At 54.6% G+C, this 15,153-nt stretch carries 14 protein-coding genes and 1 pseudogene; 12 read left to right on the top strand and 3 right to left on the bottom strand.

The features are described 5' to 3' along the window. Positions 1-77 precede the first annotated feature (77 nt). From ASE36_RS03420 to ASE36_RS03475, 12 genes are all read left to right on the top strand, one after another. Positions 78-1,109 (top strand): Gfo/Idh/MocA family protein, encoded by a 1,032-nt coding sequence (locus ASE36_RS03420; RefSeq protein WP_062275592.1) that lies wholly within the window; start codon positions 78-80, stop codon positions 1,107-1,109. A gap of 19 nt (positions 1,110-1,128) precedes the next feature. Beyond that, the gene (locus tag ASE36_RS03425; protein ID WP_062275594.1) at positions 1,129-1,698 is read left to right on the top strand and encodes an SIS domain-containing protein; all 570 of its coding nucleotides are present in this window, start codon (positions 1,129-1,131) and stop codon (positions 1,696-1,698) included. 3 nt (positions 1,699-1,701) lie between these two features. Next, positions 1,702-2,877: an acyltransferase family protein gene (locus tag ASE36_RS03430; RefSeq protein ID WP_062275597.1), complete on the top strand. Its 1,176-nt coding sequence runs from the start codon at positions 1,702-1,704 to the stop codon at positions 2,875-2,877. A 189-nt stretch (positions 2,878-3,066) separates the two neighbouring features. Continuing rightward, positions 3,067-4,140, top strand: coding sequence for an acyltransferase family protein (locus ASE36_RS03435; RefSeq protein ID WP_062611249.1), 1,074 nt, complete (start codon positions 3,067-3,069; stop codon positions 4,138-4,140). Positions 4,141-4,419: 279 nt separating this feature from the next. Beyond that, positions 4,420-5,154 carry a 6-hydroxymethylpterin diphosphokinase MptE-like protein gene (locus ASE36_RS03440; protein WP_162244201.1) on the top strand — a complete coding sequence of 245 codons (735 nt, stop codon included), beginning with the start codon at positions 4,420-4,422 and terminating at the stop codon, positions 5,152-5,154. After that, positions 5,141-5,920 (top strand): 2-keto-4-pentenoate hydratase, encoded by a 780-nt coding sequence (locus tag ASE36_RS03445; RefSeq protein WP_062275602.1) that lies wholly within the window; start codon positions 5,141-5,143, stop codon positions 5,918-5,920. Before ASE36_RS03440 ends, ASE36_RS03445 begins: the two co-directional genes overlap by 14 nt. Then, a complete protein-coding gene (locus tag ASE36_RS03450; protein ID WP_062275605.1) occupies positions 5,917-6,720 on the top strand; it encodes an inositol monophosphatase family protein in 804 nt (267 codons plus the stop codon). The genes ASE36_RS03445 and ASE36_RS03450 overlap by 4 nt, the downstream gene beginning before the upstream one ends. A gap of 15 nt (positions 6,721-6,735) precedes the next feature. Continuing rightward, a complete protein-coding gene (locus ASE36_RS03455; RefSeq protein ID WP_082510799.1) occupies positions 6,736-7,407 on the top strand; it encodes a cytidylyltransferase domain-containing protein in 672 nt (223 codons plus the stop codon). 2 nt (positions 7,408-7,409) lie between these two features. Beyond that, entirely contained in the window at positions 7,410-8,345 is a 936-nt protein-coding gene (locus ASE36_RS03460) for a phosphoglycerate dehydrogenase (protein WP_062275607.1), read from the top strand. 100 nt (positions 8,346-8,445) lie between these two features. Next, positions 8,446-9,489 (top strand): GDP-mannose 4,6-dehydratase, encoded by a 1,044-nt coding sequence (gene gmd, locus ASE36_RS03465; protein ID WP_062277957.1) that lies wholly within the window; start codon positions 8,446-8,448, stop codon positions 9,487-9,489. Further along, a complete protein-coding gene (locus ASE36_RS03470; protein WP_062275609.1) occupies positions 9,489-10,382 on the top strand; it encodes a GDP-mannose 4,6-dehydratase in 894 nt (297 codons plus the stop codon). Before gmd ends, ASE36_RS03470 begins: the two co-directional genes overlap by 1 nt. Then, a complete protein-coding gene (locus tag ASE36_RS03475) occupies positions 10,379-11,521 on the top strand; it encodes a glycosyltransferase family 4 protein (protein WP_062275611.1) in 1,143 nt (380 codons plus the stop codon). Before ASE36_RS03470 ends, ASE36_RS03475 begins: the two co-directional genes overlap by 4 nt. Positions 11,522-11,600: 79 nt before the next feature. Here ASE36_RS03475 and ASE36_RS03480 read toward each other — a convergent pair whose 3' ends face one another. The 3 genes and pseudogenes from ASE36_RS03480 to ASE36_RS03490 form a co-directional block, all read right to left on the bottom strand. Then, positions 11,601-12,713, bottom strand: coding sequence for a glycosyltransferase family 4 protein (locus tag ASE36_RS03480; RefSeq protein WP_062275613.1), 1,113 nt, complete (start codon positions 12,711-12,713; stop codon positions 11,601-11,603). Between the two features lie 74 nt (positions 12,714-12,787). Next, a pseudogene (locus ASE36_RS03485) lies at positions 12,788-13,018 on the bottom strand (cupin domain-containing protein); the annotation flags it as partial. Positions 13,019-13,747: 729 nt separating this feature from the next. Beyond that, positions 13,748-14,728, bottom strand: a complete 981-nt coding sequence (locus tag ASE36_RS03490; RefSeq protein WP_244474651.1) for a hypothetical protein — start codon at positions 14,726-14,728, stop codon at positions 13,748-13,750. Positions 14,729-15,153: the final 425 nt, after the last annotated feature.

The raw sequence follows: 15,153 nt of genomic DNA on the forward strand, positions 1-15,153 counted from the left end.
GCGAGCCACACTCTGGTGTCCGAGAGGCAGTCTGTTATCAAGCGGTACGGGTGGCACACGCAGAAGAGGTTATTGGAATGATCCGTTTCGGAATTATCGGCTATGGCAAGATGGGTCAGCTGAGAGCTGAAACTTTTGCAGCCGTCGGCGGGGAGATTGCCCTGATCTACGACAACGACCGGATAACGGCAGCGAACTATCCGGTCGCCGCTCACTATTCCGCTATCATCAATTCACCAGAAGTCGATGCGGTTGTCTTGTGCCTGCCCACTGCGTTTAACCAACCGCTGACTTTGGAAGCCTTGAAGGCCGGTAAACACGTCTTTTGCGAAAAGCCCCCCGCATTTACCGCTGCGGAAGTTCAAGAGGTGATCGAGGTTGAGAAGGCCACCGGCAAAAAGCTGATGTACGGTTTTAACCATCGTCACCATGATGCAGTGGTCAAAATCAAGGAGCTGGTCGATAGCGGACGCTACGGCAAAGTGCTTTGGATGCGCGGGCGCTACGGCAAAAGCGTCGACAGCAGCTATCTGGACACCTGGCGGGCAAAAAAGGAGCTTGCCGGCGGCGGCATTCTGCTCGACCAGGGCATTCATATGCTCGACCTCTTCCTTCATCTTGGCGGAAGCTTTGACGAGGTGAACGCGTTCGTCTCCAGCCTCTACTGGCAACTCGATGGCATTGAGGACAATGTCTTTGCGATCATGAAAAACTCCCGGACCGGGATGGTCGCCTCCCTCCATTCAACCATGACGCAGTGGCGCCACCTGTTTTCGCTCGAAGTGTTTCTTGAGGCGGGCTACATGGTTCTCAATGGGCTTAAGACCGGTTCCGGCACCTATGGCGACGAGATCCTGACTGTTGCGAAGAACCGTTCGCAAGCGCCGGCTGCTACCTGGGATGATGAAGAGCGGTTTCACTTTACCGTCGACATGTCGTGGGAGCGCGAAGCCCGAAACTTTTATGATGCCATCAAGCATGACAGGCCTATTGTTGCCGGCAGCACCGCCGATGCCTACAAGGTGATGAACCTGATTGACCGCATCTATGAGAACGATCGCCATGAAGCCGAAAATCTAAACACCGCTTTGCAGACGATCAAAGATTGATTTTCATTCGAGGCCCCTCATGACCGCTATCACGCACGACTGGCTCAACGACTATTTCGACGAATACAAGCGCCTGACATTCGATCAGAAACACTATGGCGAGCTGATCGCCTTTGCCGAACTGGCGCGCACCATCAAGGCGCAATCGCGAAAGATGATGTTTGCCGGCAACGGCGCAAGCGCTGCGATCGCGGCGCACGGATCGGTCGACTTCACCAAGCAGGGCGGCGTTCGCGCGGTCAATTTTAACGAAGCCGACCTCATTACCTGCTTTGCGAATGACTATGGCTATGACAAGTGGATGGCCAAGTCCGTGGAGTTCTATGGGGATGCCGGGGATGCTGTGGTGCTGATCAGTGTCAGCGGCACGTCACCGAGCGTCGTCGAGGCCGCCAAATACGCAAAGGCGAACGGGATGACCGTGGTTACCTTTACCGGCAAGCAGGAAACGAACGCGCTCAAGCAGCTCGGGGACATCAATTTCTGGGTCGACAGCCACGCCTACAACATCGTTGAGTGCATTCACATGATCTGGCTTACCGCGGCCGTCGATATGGTCATAGGCAAAGCCGAATACTCCGTCGTGTAGCCCATGGATAGCCCGCGCGAGACGATGGCAGAGGGCAGCGCGACCAATCCCGCGCGCGGCGCTGGAAAGCTTCTCGGACTGGAGGGCTTGAGGGGTGTGATGGCGTTGATTATTGCGCTCGCGCATTTCGATGCCCGTCTCATGCCGAATATCAGCTTGTTTTCACGACCAGCACTGGCTGTGGAGACATTCTTTGTGCTCAGTGGATTTGTGATCCATTATCGCTATGCCAATGACATCATTAGCGGCAAACTGCGCTACGTCTCGTACGTGAAAAAGCGTTTCGCAAGGCTCGCGCCTTTGCACCTGTTTTGCCTGTCGCTGCTCCTCCTCGTCTATGCTGTCGGTACACTGTCAGTGAACTTTATGGAGCAGAGCACATTCAGTCTTGCGGGCTATCCAGCGCTCAATGACGGCCGGAACTATGGTGACGGCCGCCTGTACTCGCTGCTCACCGATGCTCTCCTCCTCAATGGCATCGGCTTTCATCAGTTCGACGCGACGTGGAATTATCCGAGCTGGAGCGTAAGCAGTGAATTGTTTGTGAGCATTGCACTGGCTGCGCTGTTTCTGCGCCCTCGCCTTCTTGTGCCACTCTGCATCGTTTTCGCAGTGAGCCTGTACGCTTTGCTCTATGTGGACCAGGGGAGCCTGAGTACTCATAGCCGCCCCACCCACATTTATATCGATGTCGGGTTGGCGCGGGCGACAGCAGGTTTCTGCCTCGGAGTGCTGATCTCTGCGTTTCACAAAAGATACAGTGTGCAAAGGTACGAATTTTGTATCCGCGCACTTGAAATTCCAGCATTTGCAATATTGTTCTGCGTGATCTTTTTCGGAAAAACAGGGAAAAGCGACTTCCTCGCGCTCGCGCCTATTGCGGTTCTGGTTTTGAGCGCAAGCATCGAAAGATCTCTGGTTAAGAAAGTCCTTTCACTAAAATTTTTAAGCAATGCCGGAGCTTATTCCTACAGCCTATACCTGTTGCACGTGACAATAATTGCAATATTTTCTTACGTATTGACGTTTTCGGGCGCGGGCATCTCTGTATCAAAATGGCTTGAAGCAGTTGCTCTGATTTTACTTTATTCCGCCATCCTTGTTTTCGCTTCGAAACTCTTAAATGCGCATTTCGAAGCCCCTATGCGAAGGTACTTGTACGCAAGGATAAGAGATTGATCATCACTCGCTTACACTACGGCAAGATAGGGTGGTTCCGCCCCGCAGTGTTGGCGGCGCCGTCCTTTCCAGACAGCCTTTAGGAAAATGTGGCTATGGCATCAAGTTAATAGCCTCGGCAGAACGTCGCGATTTGTGTACGAACGTGTTTAATGCTCATAGAAACTGAAGCACACCTAGAGGGCCACCATGACCGGCAGGCGCATGATGAACTTTCCGGCAATTGAACCTCTCCGTGGTATCTTGTCTTGGTGGGTGGTCACGGCACACCTGCTTGGCACTTCGGGACTTAACTTTGACCGAGGCAACCCGATGTCGTTCATTCGAAATGGAAGCCTTGCAGTTGAAGTTTTTATGATCGTGAGCGGGTTTGTAATTTCCAACCTAGTTATCAACAAGCGCGAACCCTACACGCGGTATATTTTTCGCCGATTTTGGCGGCTGTATCCTGTCCATATAATCGGACTGACCGTCGCCCTGATGTTGTACTATGTCGGCCTCCCAATCTACGGAGTTCTCGATGGTGCGGCATGGAAGTACTGGTTGATTGGCGCAACAATGTTTCATGGTCTCGTTCCCCAAGAGATATTAGTGGACGGCAGCCGGCCATTGCTGCAACCTAATTGGAGTATCTCTGTCGAGTTCCAATTCTACCTTCTGGCACCCACTCTTATTGCCGTGCTTTATCGGCCGACTGCTCTTAAAACCCTCGCTTCAGCCGCCGCAATTGTATCGCTTATGGTTGTCGGCATCGCCCAAAGCCGTAGCTTTGAACTTTTTGGCATAAGCTTCACCTATCCGCACAATTCACACATTTTATACGCTTTCCGCTATTTCATGATCGGTATTGCGAGCTTTTTGGTCGTCCGCCAAATTCCACAAGGATCGCATCGTCTTGAACTCAAATCAGCGACGTGTGTCGGTGTCCTACTTTTCCTGCTGGTGTTCATCTGCACCAAATCGGTAGGAATTGCTGTCTGGGCGGGATTTTGCCCCTTCCTGTTCGTTGACGTGTCCGAAAGCAGCATTTCGTTTAAGGCAGGCCAGATGTCGTATAGTGTATACTTGCTGCACATGATTGTAGTTTCGCTTTTGTCTCGTTTTCTTCCGTTCGATGGATGGTTGCATTTTTTCCTGTTGAGTGCCGCCTCTGTCCCGCTGATTGCCTTGGTTTCGTGGCACTCCTACAGATTTATCGAGAAACCGATGATCGACTTTGCCAGGCAGGTCAGTGACCACAACACTGGTCGTGCAGCCAATTAGCTCTTGCTACATCGGCATTTTTTTATATGAGATTGCAGGTGAAGGTCACGATCCAAGGGGTCTGGTTCGCGAACGGTAGATCCGGGCCGCTAAGGATCCGTTTTGCACGAGACACAGCGTCGATCTGGCCGTGATGCCGCCAGCTTTTGCCTGCACAATCGGTGCATCGTGGCGCGCGACAGGATGCGCGCGGCTTGCCTGTCACAGCATTCTCCCGCATAAGGCAGGAGATATGCATGCCGGCCGGATAGAAGCAGATTCGTTCTGATGAACCGAATATTGAAAAAACTTCGTCGGATGTATCTCACCGCCAGACGCGTTCGGGCCAACACGCAGTTCCGGGACCTGCATTCGGGCCGCCGCTGCGTGATTATCGGCAATGGGCCATCCGTGCGGCTGGATGATCTTGAAGCCCTGGCCGGACGCTACACCACCTTCTGCTGCAACCGGTTCCACATGGCCTATGAAACGACGCCTTTCAGGCCTGACTATACCGTGATGATCGACCCTTATATGATCGGTGATTTCGGCAACGAGATTGCACGACTGGCGAAGACCCCGGTGTTTGCGGGTCACGCGGACATCGATCGGGTTCCGGCCGGCTGCTATTTTCTGCCGCTGCGCGGCGAGACCTTCAAGTTCTCGCCGGATATCAGGCGATTTGTCTCCACGGGCGACAGCGTTATTGCTGCGGCAGTCCAGATTGCAAGCTTCATGGGGATGAAGGAGATTTACCTGTACGGCATCGATCACTCGCTCCACTTCGAAAAGCAGACGGCGCCGGGCTCCGGTCTCGTGCTGGGTGAAGGCAATCATTTCATCAAAGGCTACCGAAGCGGTCGCCCCTGGTGCCCGCCCAATGTCGGCAATATCGAACATGCACTGCGCGCTTGCGACGATGCTCTTCGAACGCAAAACGGCTTTCTGAAAAACGCCACGCGTGGTGGCCATCTGGAAGTGCTCGAGCGCGTGGATTTTGACCAACTTGTGGTGAATTACAATGCAGCAGTCTGAACTCGAACGAAGCGCAAACTGGTTCATCAAGGCTCGTCAGGACGAACGCTATAATCAGTCCTTGCCGGCCGGGATCTGCCCCTTGACACTCGCGCAGGCCTACGCTGTGCAAAACCGCCTGATTGAGTGCCTGGGCCCCGTGGAGGCCTGGAAGCTTGGCGGCGCCACGACCGCGACCCGGCAAATCTTCAACACGCAGGATGTTTATTACGGCCCCGTTTTTGCCGGGCGTGTTTTGCTGGCGCCAACCACTGTTCCGCAAGATCTGCTGGGTGGCCCCAAAGGCGAGGCGGAGGTTGCGTTTCGCTTGTCTGCTGCCGTCGAAGGCGACGCCCTTCCCCAGGATCCCTGGGCACTCGTCGACAGGATCGCCCCGTCAATCGAGCTGCCGGCATCCACCGTCGACGACCTGCCACGACACGGACTGAACGCTCTGATCGCAGACGGCTGCGCCTACGGAGCCCTTGTGCTGGGCGATGCCTTGCCGATCGATGCTGCGGTCAAAGCAAGCATCGACACGCTGTCGATCAGCATTGCACATGGGGACGTGGTCGAAACCGGATCTGCCAACCATATTTTGACCACTCCGATCGGGGCACTGGCGGCATTTGCCAAAACCGCACTCGCCAATGGCGCCACGCTTAGAGCCGGTCAATGGGTGGCGACAGGCGGCTGCACGTCCTGCCTACCCCTGCCAAGCGATCAAAAGATCGAAGTCGATTTTGCAGATCTCGGCGCGTTCTCCTTCGTGGTCTCTCCGCGATGACGATTGCTGAGCTCAATCAGGCGCGCGACTGGCTGAGGTCGGTGATCTCAGGTTCGCGCAAAATCTTTGACGAGGCATCTGCATCGGACGTGGCGATACACGCGAAGGGCCGTCAGGATTTCGTGACGACCATCGACCATTGCCTTCAGGACTACGTCGTCGGCCGGCTCTCCGAAAGGTTCCCGGCGCACCAGGTGCTGGCCGAAGAAGGTGCCAAGTTGCAAGCTTTGGCGGAGGTCGCGTGGATCATCGATCCCCTCGACGGGACCATGAACTTCGTCAACAGCATTCCTCTTTACGGCATTTCCATTGCGATGCTGGTTGATGGCGTCGTGGAAATGGCGACCGTGTGCGACTTCGTGCATGGAGACATTTTTGACGCAGTCAGAAACGGCGGCGCAAGGCTCAATGGCCGAGCGATCAGCTGCGAACCAGACCGTCGTCCGAGCGATTTCATCGCCGTCAGCACCGGCTTTCTTGATCGCCTGATCAGCCGTAGCCCGCAATCGTTTGAGACTTTGCGCCAGTCCGGCAAGATCCGTGTCTTGGGGTCCCAGGCCTTGCAGCTTTGCTATGTTGCCTCCGGAAGGCTGCGCGCCAATCTTTCGGTCGAAGCGAAACTGTGGGACGATGTCGCCGGCGCGCTCGTCGCAAGCGAATCCGGCATGCGGTACAGCAGTCCCGTTTTCGATATCGGCAAGCCGATCAACATAATCGACCCGGACAAACACCTGTTCAGTGTATCCGCCGAACCAGAGTTGCTGGAGCAGCTCGAGGATTTGATGTCCTTACTTTACTAGCCTGTGGAGATGCCGATGCCCAAAACGATAGCCATGATCCCCGCTCGTATGGGAAGCCAGCGCTTGATAAAGAAGAATCTGCGCGAACTCGACGGGGTTCCGCTCATCACTCGGGCAATCCGCAAATGCAAGAGCGCAGCCTGTTTCGATGAGATCTGGGTAAATTCTGAAGACAAGGAATTTGCATCAATCGCCGCACAGGAAGATGTTGGATTTCATAATCGCCCGCAAGAACTGGGAGACAACAACACGACCAGCGAACAATTCGTCACCGAATTCCTGTCCCACCACGACTGCGAGTATATCTTCCAGGTCCACTCGATCACGCCCCTGTTGACCACGGATGAAGTCGTCGCCTTCACCAATGCGTTCGTCACATCTGGCCACGACGTCATGTTGTCGGCAATCCCTGATCAGATCGAAGTTGCCTACAAGGGACAGCCGGTGAACTTCACCTTCGATGAGAAGACCAATTCGCAGGATTTGACACCGGTGCATCGGGTGACCTGGAGTATCACCGGCTGGAAACGCAATGCGTTTCTTGAGGCGGTGGCTAAGGGCAAGTGCGCCACCTATTCCGGCAGCATTGGCTTCTTCCCGGTCAATTCCATGGCAGGCCACGCCATCAAGACCGAAGTCGACCTGAGCATCGCTCAAGCCTATCTCAACGTCATGAAGGCACGATAACCATGCGCGTACTCGTTTCGAATATCATGATGCTACGAGAGCAATCCCGTTTTGAAAAAATACTCGTTGAGAATGGCATAGAACCCTTTTTCCCCGAGGTTTCGCAATTCTTGAAGGAACATGAACTCCTCGAAATTATCGGTGATTTCGATGGCTGGCTTGCTGGCGACGACCAGATTACCGAAGCTGTGCTTGTCAAAGCATTGCCGCGCCTTAAGGTGATTTCCAAATGGGGCACAGGTTTAGATTCCATAGACTTGGAAGCAGCACGAAAGCTCGGCATTCCCGTCTATAATTCTCCCGGCGCCTTCAAGGATGCTGTCGCCGAGGTGGCCATCGCTTTTATGCTCGACCTGACCCGTCATATCGGCGCTGTTGACCGGGCCGTACGGCGTGGTCTATGGCCGAAGCCGAGCGGAACCGGCCTGGTCGGCAAAACGTTGGGTATCATCGGCATGGGTGCGATCGGGCAAGGCATAGCCAAGCGCGCGCTGGGGATGGACATGAATGTCATCGCAAATGATGCGCAAGTTTTGAATCTGGCCGCTCCCCTGGCCTTCATTCAGCAGGTTGAGCTGGAGACATTGCTGCAGAAGGCAGACATCGTCTGCCTGTCCTGCAGCCTCACTTCTGAAAACCACCACATGGTCAACGCTGACAGCATTGAACAGATGAAGGACGGGGCTTATCTCATCAACGTGGCCCGCGGGCCGTTGGTCTGTGAGACGGACCTAATCGACGCGTTGAAATCCGGGAAACTCGGCGGCGCGGGGCTTGATGTGTTCGAGGTCGAACCTTTAGCCAGCGATAGCCCATTGAAGACTTTGGAGAATGTTGTTCTAAGTTCGCACAACGCTAACAATCTGTATTCGGCCACCGAAAGCGTGCATGCCAACACCCTAAGGAATCTTCTCAAAGGGCTGAACATGTTGGAGTGACACCCGCATTCCCGGATAGCGGCAAGGATCCTCACGGCTCCCACCATCGCTTATGATTCTACAAGTCGAAGCGTTTATACTTTTGGTTCATGAGGTTAGCATGCAAGATACTAATACCGCTCTGGTAACAGGAATCACTGGGCAGGATGCAGCGTATCTTGCAGAGATTTTGCTGGACAAAGGATACAAAGTCTTCGGATCTTTTCGTCGAACCACGACACCGAACTTCTGGCGGATCGAAGAACTGGGCATCCGCAATCACCCAAATCTCCACCTCGTCGACATTGATTTGACCGACATGGGATCATGTATTCGTCTGTTGCAGACCAGCGAAGCGATGGAGGTTTATAATCTCGCGGCTCAAAGCTTCGTGGCAGTTTCCTTCAGTCAGCCTGTAACAACGGCTCAAATCACGGCACTTGGCGCGCTGAACTTACTGGAAGCGATCAGGATCGTTGACCCCAAAATTCGCTTTTACCAAGCGAGCACGTCTGAAATGTTCGGTGAGGTTCAGGCTATACCGCAGACTGAAAACACGCCCTTCCATCCGCGCAGTCCTTATGGTGTCGCCAAACTCTACGCACACTGGATTACGATCAACTATCGGGAAAGCTATGGCATCTTTGGCGCGAGCGGAATTTTGTTCAATCACGAATCGCCGCTGCGGGGGTTGGAATTCGTGACGCGAAAAATTACGCATGCGGTCGCTGCCATTCATCTTAAGCAGCAGGAAGTCTTAGAGCTTGGCAATTTGAATGCGAGACGCGACTGGGGTTTTGCGAAAGAATATGTAGAGGGGATGTGGCGCATGCTGCAGGCCGATGAGCCCGACACCTATGTCTTGGCTACAGGTCGCACTGAAACGGTCCGAGACTTCGTCAAAATGGCTTTCAAGACGGCGGGATACAGTCTTCGCTTCGAAGGCAAGGAAGAGGCAGAAGTTGGAATCGACACGGAAACCGGCCGAGTATTGGTTCGGGTCAATCCCAAGTTCTACCGCCCTGCGGAAGTCGACCTTCTGATTGGAAGCGCCGAGAAGGCAAAGCAGAAATTGGGATGGGAGCCGAAGACCACGCTTGAGGAACTGTGCGGCATGATGGTCGAGGCGGATTTGCGGCGTGTCGAAAGAGGGCAAGCTTACTGATGGTACGCTCCAAGAAGGTGCTCATTACCGGAAGTGAAGGCTTTACCGGTTCCTACATGAAAGCCGAAATGGAAGCCGCGGGATATCAAGTGTTCAGCATGGGAGCGCAACCCGCCAGCATCCCGAACTATTGTCGCGCAAATCTCTTGGACAAGGATGCGATCAATACCGTCGTCGCGGCGGTTCGCCCCGATATTGTCTTCCATCTCGCAGCCGTGACCTTTGTCGCAGCTGACGATGCCAATTCGATGTATAATGTTAATGTATTGGGCACACGAAATTTGCTAGCAGCGTTGGCCGGTGCTCCCCAACGGCCAGAACGCGTTCTGTTGGCCAGCAGCGCTAACGTCTACGGGACACCGGACACGTCCGTGCTGACGGAAACAACACCTCCAGCACCGGCCAGCGACTATGCGGTCAGCAAGCTGGCGATGGAGTATATGGCCAGCCTATGGATGGATCGTCTTCCGGTCACCATTACCCGGCCATTCAATTACACAGGCGTGGGGCAAGACGCGAAATTCCTGATTCCAAAGATCGTTGCGCATTTTAAATGCGGGGCGGATTTCATCGAACTGGGCAATCTGGATATTTGGCGGGACTTCAGTGACGTGCGTTCCGTCGTGCAGAGCTACCGGAAACTTGTTGAGGCCGATGCAGTTGGCGAAGTCGTCAACATCTGTTCGAGCAAAGAGTATAGCCTACGCGATGTAATCGACATGTGCTCCAAGATAACTGGGCATCATCTTCGCATCGAGGTAAACCCAAAATTCGTTCGCAAAAAAGAAGTACCGCGGCTTTTGGGCGATGCGAGCCGATTGCGCCGGCTCATCGGCGATTGGGAAAGTCTTCCGCTAGAAACGACACTGCGCTGGATGCTTGGTACGCAATGAAGACGATCTTATCCATTGATCCCATCCGTTTCCCCTTGACCGGAATTGGCCGTTACACATTTGAACTTGGCCGGCATTTGCAGCAATCAACAGAGATCTCAGATCTCCGCTTTCTCTCTGGGTTCCGCTTTACGGCAGATCTGCCGGTGCCTTCCAATACATCGGATGGGAATCACAGGTTAAAGCGCTGGGTGCAGAAGAGCGACATCGCCCGCAGGCTCGCCAGCTTCGGTCTCAATACGCTCAAGAGCAGAGCATTGCGCGGACATGAGGATTTTCTGTATCACGGCCCGAACTACTACTTGCCGCAATTTGGCGGCCGCCGGGTTGTGACTTTTCACGATCTGTCGCCATTCCGGTTTCCAGACTGCAATGAGCCCCAAACCATCCGCATCTTACAAAATGCGATGAAGCAGAGCGCAAGGGTCGCGGACGTCATCATCACCGATGCCGAATTCAACCGGCAAGAAACCGCTAGCTTCTTTTCCTGGCCGTTAGAAAAGGTTCACGCAGTACCGTTGGCATGCAGCCCGGAATTTGCTCCACGTTCGGAGAGCGAAATACGCGAAACATTGGCAAAGTACGACCTTCATGCCGGTGGCTACAGCCTCTTTGTCGGAACGATAGAACCACGCAAGAATCTTCTTGTTTTGCTGGCAGCATATTCCCGCCTGCCGGACGCAGTGCGCCGCCGATGGCCTCTGGTGCTCAGCGGTTACAAGGGCTGGCGCAATGAAACAATACAGCAGCAAATCCGTGACGCCGAACTACAGGGTTGGGCGCGCTACCTCGGCTTCCTACCGGCACAAGACTTACCGCTCCTTTATTCCGGGGCGCGGCTGTTCACATTTCCCTCGAAATATGAGGGCTTCGGATTGCCAATACTTGAAGCAATGGCATCTGGCGTACCTGTCGTCTGTTCCAACAGTTCATCATTGCCCGAGGTTGCCGGCGATGCCGCCCTTACTTGTGATCCAGCTGCGGTCGAAATATTGACTGATCATATTTATCGTGGCCTGGAAGATGAGCAGTGGCGGGAGCAAGCGATCGCCAAAGGCTTCGTTCAGGTCTCCACCTTTAGCTGGCAACGGTGCGCTGAAAAGACGCTGAAAGCTTACGAGGCGGCTCTCGCCGTTTAGAAGAATGCTAGGACCGAGGCAGATGATTGTTTACACGCAGCGGTCCGAGGGCACGATTAAGGAGTGAGTGGAACCACCACTAGCATCTGCCAAGCAACTGCGAATAAGTTTGGCAATAACGCTGCACCATCGTCGCGGCGCGCAGTTCGCATCGGTAACGCCTGAATGCACCTGTCCCGTGATCAATGCGGTATGTATCATTATTGATGTACATCATCATCACCTCTGCCAACGCCCCCGCATCTTCAGGAGGCACCACAATTCCCGTTTCGCCATGCCTGTTAACGAAGCTTGTCCCCGTTCCAATCTCGCAGCTGATCATCGGCTTGCCAAACATCGCCGCCTCGACCAGCGACAGCCCGTAGGCCTCCGACCGCATATGAGACGGAAACACAAAGGCTGTACAAAGCTCGAGCAATGCCGCCTTGTCGAGGTCACTGACGGCGCCGAGGAAATGCACATTGGTAAGCCCCGCACATATCGCTTGCGCCTTCAGTTGCCCTTCCATGGGCCCCTCCCCCGCAATCAGGATGTCGGCATCCACCTTCGCCGCCTCAATCAGCGTGTGCAGGCCCTTGTAATAGCGAAGCACGCCAACAAACAGGAAGAAGGGCTGGGGAAAGCGTGACCTCCAGTGATCCTTGAGCTCCTGCGCTGCGCGAGGGTAATCCGCCTCGTCGAGGCCGATCGGGATGACGTCTGTCTTGTCGCGATATCGCTGCAGCACCTCGCTGCTCTGCAGGTAGTTCGGCGAGGTCGCAACAATCCGCGTCACGCTCGACAGGAAGCGATGCATCAACGGCTTGTAGAGCTGCAACAGAAGCTTCTGCTTCACGATGTCGGAATGATAGGTGACGATAGTGGGCTTTGCCGGCGGATGCAGGAGATGCAGCAGATCCATGAACGGCCAGGGAAAGTGGTAGTGCACGACATCGGCTTTTGCGCTCAGGTCTTTGAACATTGAAAAAGCCTCGCGCGAAAAGCCGGTGGAGGCGAATTCGAGATCGAGTTTCGCTTTGTACGCCATGTGACCGTCGAACTCGACGGTGTTGGCAGCCGGATCGCGGCTTAGCGACAGCACATCGGACTGGATACCGTGCGCCAATGCCCCTTTTGCGATTGCGTGGATTGTCCGCTCAACACCGCCGAATGTATCCGGATGATAGGTCTTGAAGACATGAAGAACGCGCATTTCAATATCCTCGAATTCAATCCGCCTGTGGCGCCATCTGCCCGGTCAATGCCTCCATTCTCTGGAAGCAGCAGCTAGCCGCGTCCGAACTCGTCGGACACCCGGACGATATCATCTTCGCCGAGATAAGACCCAGTCTGCACCTCGATCATCTCCAGCATGATCTTGCCGGGGTTATAGAGCCGGTGCAGATCGCCTTGCGGGATGTAGACGGATTCATTTTCGCGCACGAACATCACCTGCTCGCCGACAGTCAGTTCGGCCGTGCCCTTAACGCAGATCCAGTGTTCCGAGCGGTGGAAGTGCGACCAGATCCAGGGCCTTCTGCATGAGCGTTTTTTCAAGGATCAGCTAGATGAGCTGTTTCCTCGCGCTGGAGCGCGACAAGAGTCAAGCCGCGTGCCTTTGCCGCCAGCCATGAAAGCAGGACTATGTATTTGTGTCATAACACTCTCTCCGCGGGTCAACGGCTTGAGGTTGTATGGGCACAGCCTAGGATTGGCAAACCAGTTGTGACTCATCAGTCAGGTTCAGATGTGGACAAGCCCACTCACGTCTATCGAGCAAGGTATGTTGAGCATTAAAACGCTGTCGCTAAATGGCCGCCCCTCACGCAGGACCGATCATCGGCTTCTAAGCAGGCCGCAGGCAACGAAGGCTGCCGGAGTTGTTCTATTTTAGAATGGTTCAGTTCCAGCCCGCGCACCGAGGGCCGCTTCAGGTAAGACTCTGGTAAACCAAGGCCATCAGGCTCGTTGCAAGTATTTCTCGAAGGGTTCCGTGGACCCAACGTGCTTTAGGTTGCCGAAAACCGCAATAATCCACACAAAGCCACGCCGACCGAAAATTAGAACCTAATAACTTGTTAATATACAAAGCCTCTGCCTACTGCCCCCTCACACACCCATCTCCCTCCTTACCTTCCTCTGAAGACCAGCCAGCGCGCGCTCTACCACCCGTGTCAGCTCCTCATACGCAACCATCGTGCCGTATGCACCTGAGCCGGCGCGCACTCTGAATGGCATCTTGGTTCCCTACCTGCGGTGCAGCTTCCTGATCGTTGGCATCTCCAGAGCACGTAGCTCTTCTCTGGCATCCTCGCGGATCTGAAGTCCCACCACGCCAGCGTTCAAGAACCTTTCTCTCCTGTATTCCTCGGCCTTGCGTTTCACTGCGGTCGATACTGGGCGAGCAGCGCTCGGACGGACGATTGCGAAGGTAGGCTTCATGAACTGGAAGAAGCCCTTCTGCAGGCGTGCGGTCCCCAATGCCTCCAGATCAGTAAATTGCTCTAGTCCGATTTCGCGGCATCCTTCTCGTCCGAGCGTCACCTCGATCCGAACGCGCTTCTTTTCATCTGCGAGCTTGTCCCTCGTCCCGGCTGCTTTGTTCTGCTTATCGAAAACCTTGTTTTGAATGCGCCAGAAGGCTCGAGAATCGTCGCATTCACCGAGGTAGTATGTCGAGCCATATAGAGGCACACGATCCGTGCCGGGCGCCATCCGGTTACCTATGTCCATACTGTCGTCACTCTCGTTTCGACCGACGGTGTAATCGGTTTTCTTGATCCCTCCGGGCATGAACCGCGGCCACATCAGGTTCGCTTTCAGTACCCGCGTCGTTGGAAAGAAATGCCGAATTAGAACGCCATGCAACCGAGCACGTGCTGCCTCGCTCGGTTTGTTAGCGTAGAAGTCGATGCTAATCTCAATCCCGGCTACGCTTGGAGCCGTCGTCAAGCCATACTTGTTGCCGATCGCCTCAATCACTTTCCGAACCATTTCGAGATCTGGTTCCTGAACCCGTAGCTTGTATCGTGTCGCGGTTTTGCCCTCACCGAGATCGAGAGCTTCAGGAAATTCCTTCCGGGCAGTTACGTTCTCAACGAGGTCGTTCAAGTGCCAATACTGTGCGCGGTGGGTCAGTTCAATTTCGACATCAACGCAATCGATCCCAGCGGCGCACTGGTAGCTGCCGAGCTCTATCTGAGGGGTGAGAGTCGTCCGGTTCGCCAAGCGCGCCTGTGAGCGCCTGTGAGGGCCTGAGGGGCTCCTCAATGTAAGTCAGGCCCACCGGATCCTTGTCGCCTTTGGCCCGGTATAGAGTGATCTGATGCAACATGTGCTGCCTGCCTAGTTCATGCACGGTGGTGTGCTGCCCTATTCTGATTCCGGTTTATGTCCAAGGGCTTCGGATAAGTGCCGGCCGATTGCACTGTCGCGATCATGGCGCCCAAAGAGGCGTATCCAGATGTGAAGCGAGAAAATTCCGACTTCCTGCGCAGTTCAACGGACTGACCGCTATAACTGTCCTTGTGACCAATTAGAGACCGCCATGACGAGCACCAAGACCTCGATTGACCTCGCTCACCTCTCGGCTGGAGTGGGAGCGTCGTTGGAGAGCCGAGGCCTACAGCATGGTGCTGGGCCCTAGAACTTCT

The organism is Rhizobium sp. Root274 (genome assembly GCF_001429245.1).
Taxonomy (GTDB): domain Bacteria; phylum Pseudomonadota; class Alphaproteobacteria; order Rhizobiales; family Rhizobiaceae; genus Allorhizobium.

What these genes read in the sequence shown, in the direction of transcription:
- ASE36_RS03420 (WP_062275592.1), top strand. Translation starts at nt 78, where the DNA reads ATGATCCGTTTCGGAATTATCGGCTATGGCAAGATGGGTCAGCTGAGA.
- ASE36_RS03425 (WP_062275594.1), top strand. Translation starts at nt 1,129, where the DNA reads ATGACCGCTATCACGCACGACTGGCTCAACGACTATTTCGACGAATAC.
- ASE36_RS03430 (WP_062275597.1), top strand. Translation starts at nt 1,702, where the DNA reads ATGGATAGCCCGCGCGAGACGATGGCAGAGGGCAGCGCGACCAATCCC.
- ASE36_RS03435 (WP_062611249.1), top strand. Translation starts at nt 3,067, where the DNA reads ATGACCGGCAGGCGCATGATGAACTTTCCGGCAATTGAACCTCTCCGT.
- ASE36_RS03445 (WP_062275602.1), top strand. Translation starts at nt 5,141, where the DNA reads ATGCAGCAGTCTGAACTCGAACGAAGCGCAAACTGGTTCATCAAGGCT.
- ASE36_RS03450 (WP_062275605.1), top strand. Translation starts at nt 5,917, where the DNA reads ATGACGATTGCTGAGCTCAATCAGGCGCGCGACTGGCTGAGGTCGGTG.
- ASE36_RS03455 (WP_082510799.1), top strand. Translation starts at nt 6,736, where the DNA reads ATGCCCAAAACGATAGCCATGATCCCCGCTCGTATGGGAAGCCAGCGC.
- ASE36_RS03460 (WP_062275607.1), top strand. Translation starts at nt 7,410, where the DNA reads ATGCGCGTACTCGTTTCGAATATCATGATGCTACGAGAGCAATCCCGT.
- gmd (WP_062277957.1), top strand. Translation starts at nt 8,446, where the DNA reads ATGCAAGATACTAATACCGCTCTGGTAACAGGAATCACTGGGCAGGAT.
- ASE36_RS03470 (WP_062275609.1), top strand. Translation starts at nt 9,489, where the DNA reads ATGGTACGCTCCAAGAAGGTGCTCATTACCGGAAGTGAAGGCTTTACC.
- ASE36_RS03475 (WP_062275611.1), top strand. Translation starts at nt 10,379, where the DNA reads ATGAAGACGATCTTATCCATTGATCCCATCCGTTTCCCCTTGACCGGA.
- ASE36_RS03480 (WP_062275613.1), bottom strand. Translation starts at nt 12,713, where the DNA reads ATGCGCGTTCTTCATGTCTTCAAGACCTATCATCCGGATACATTCGGC.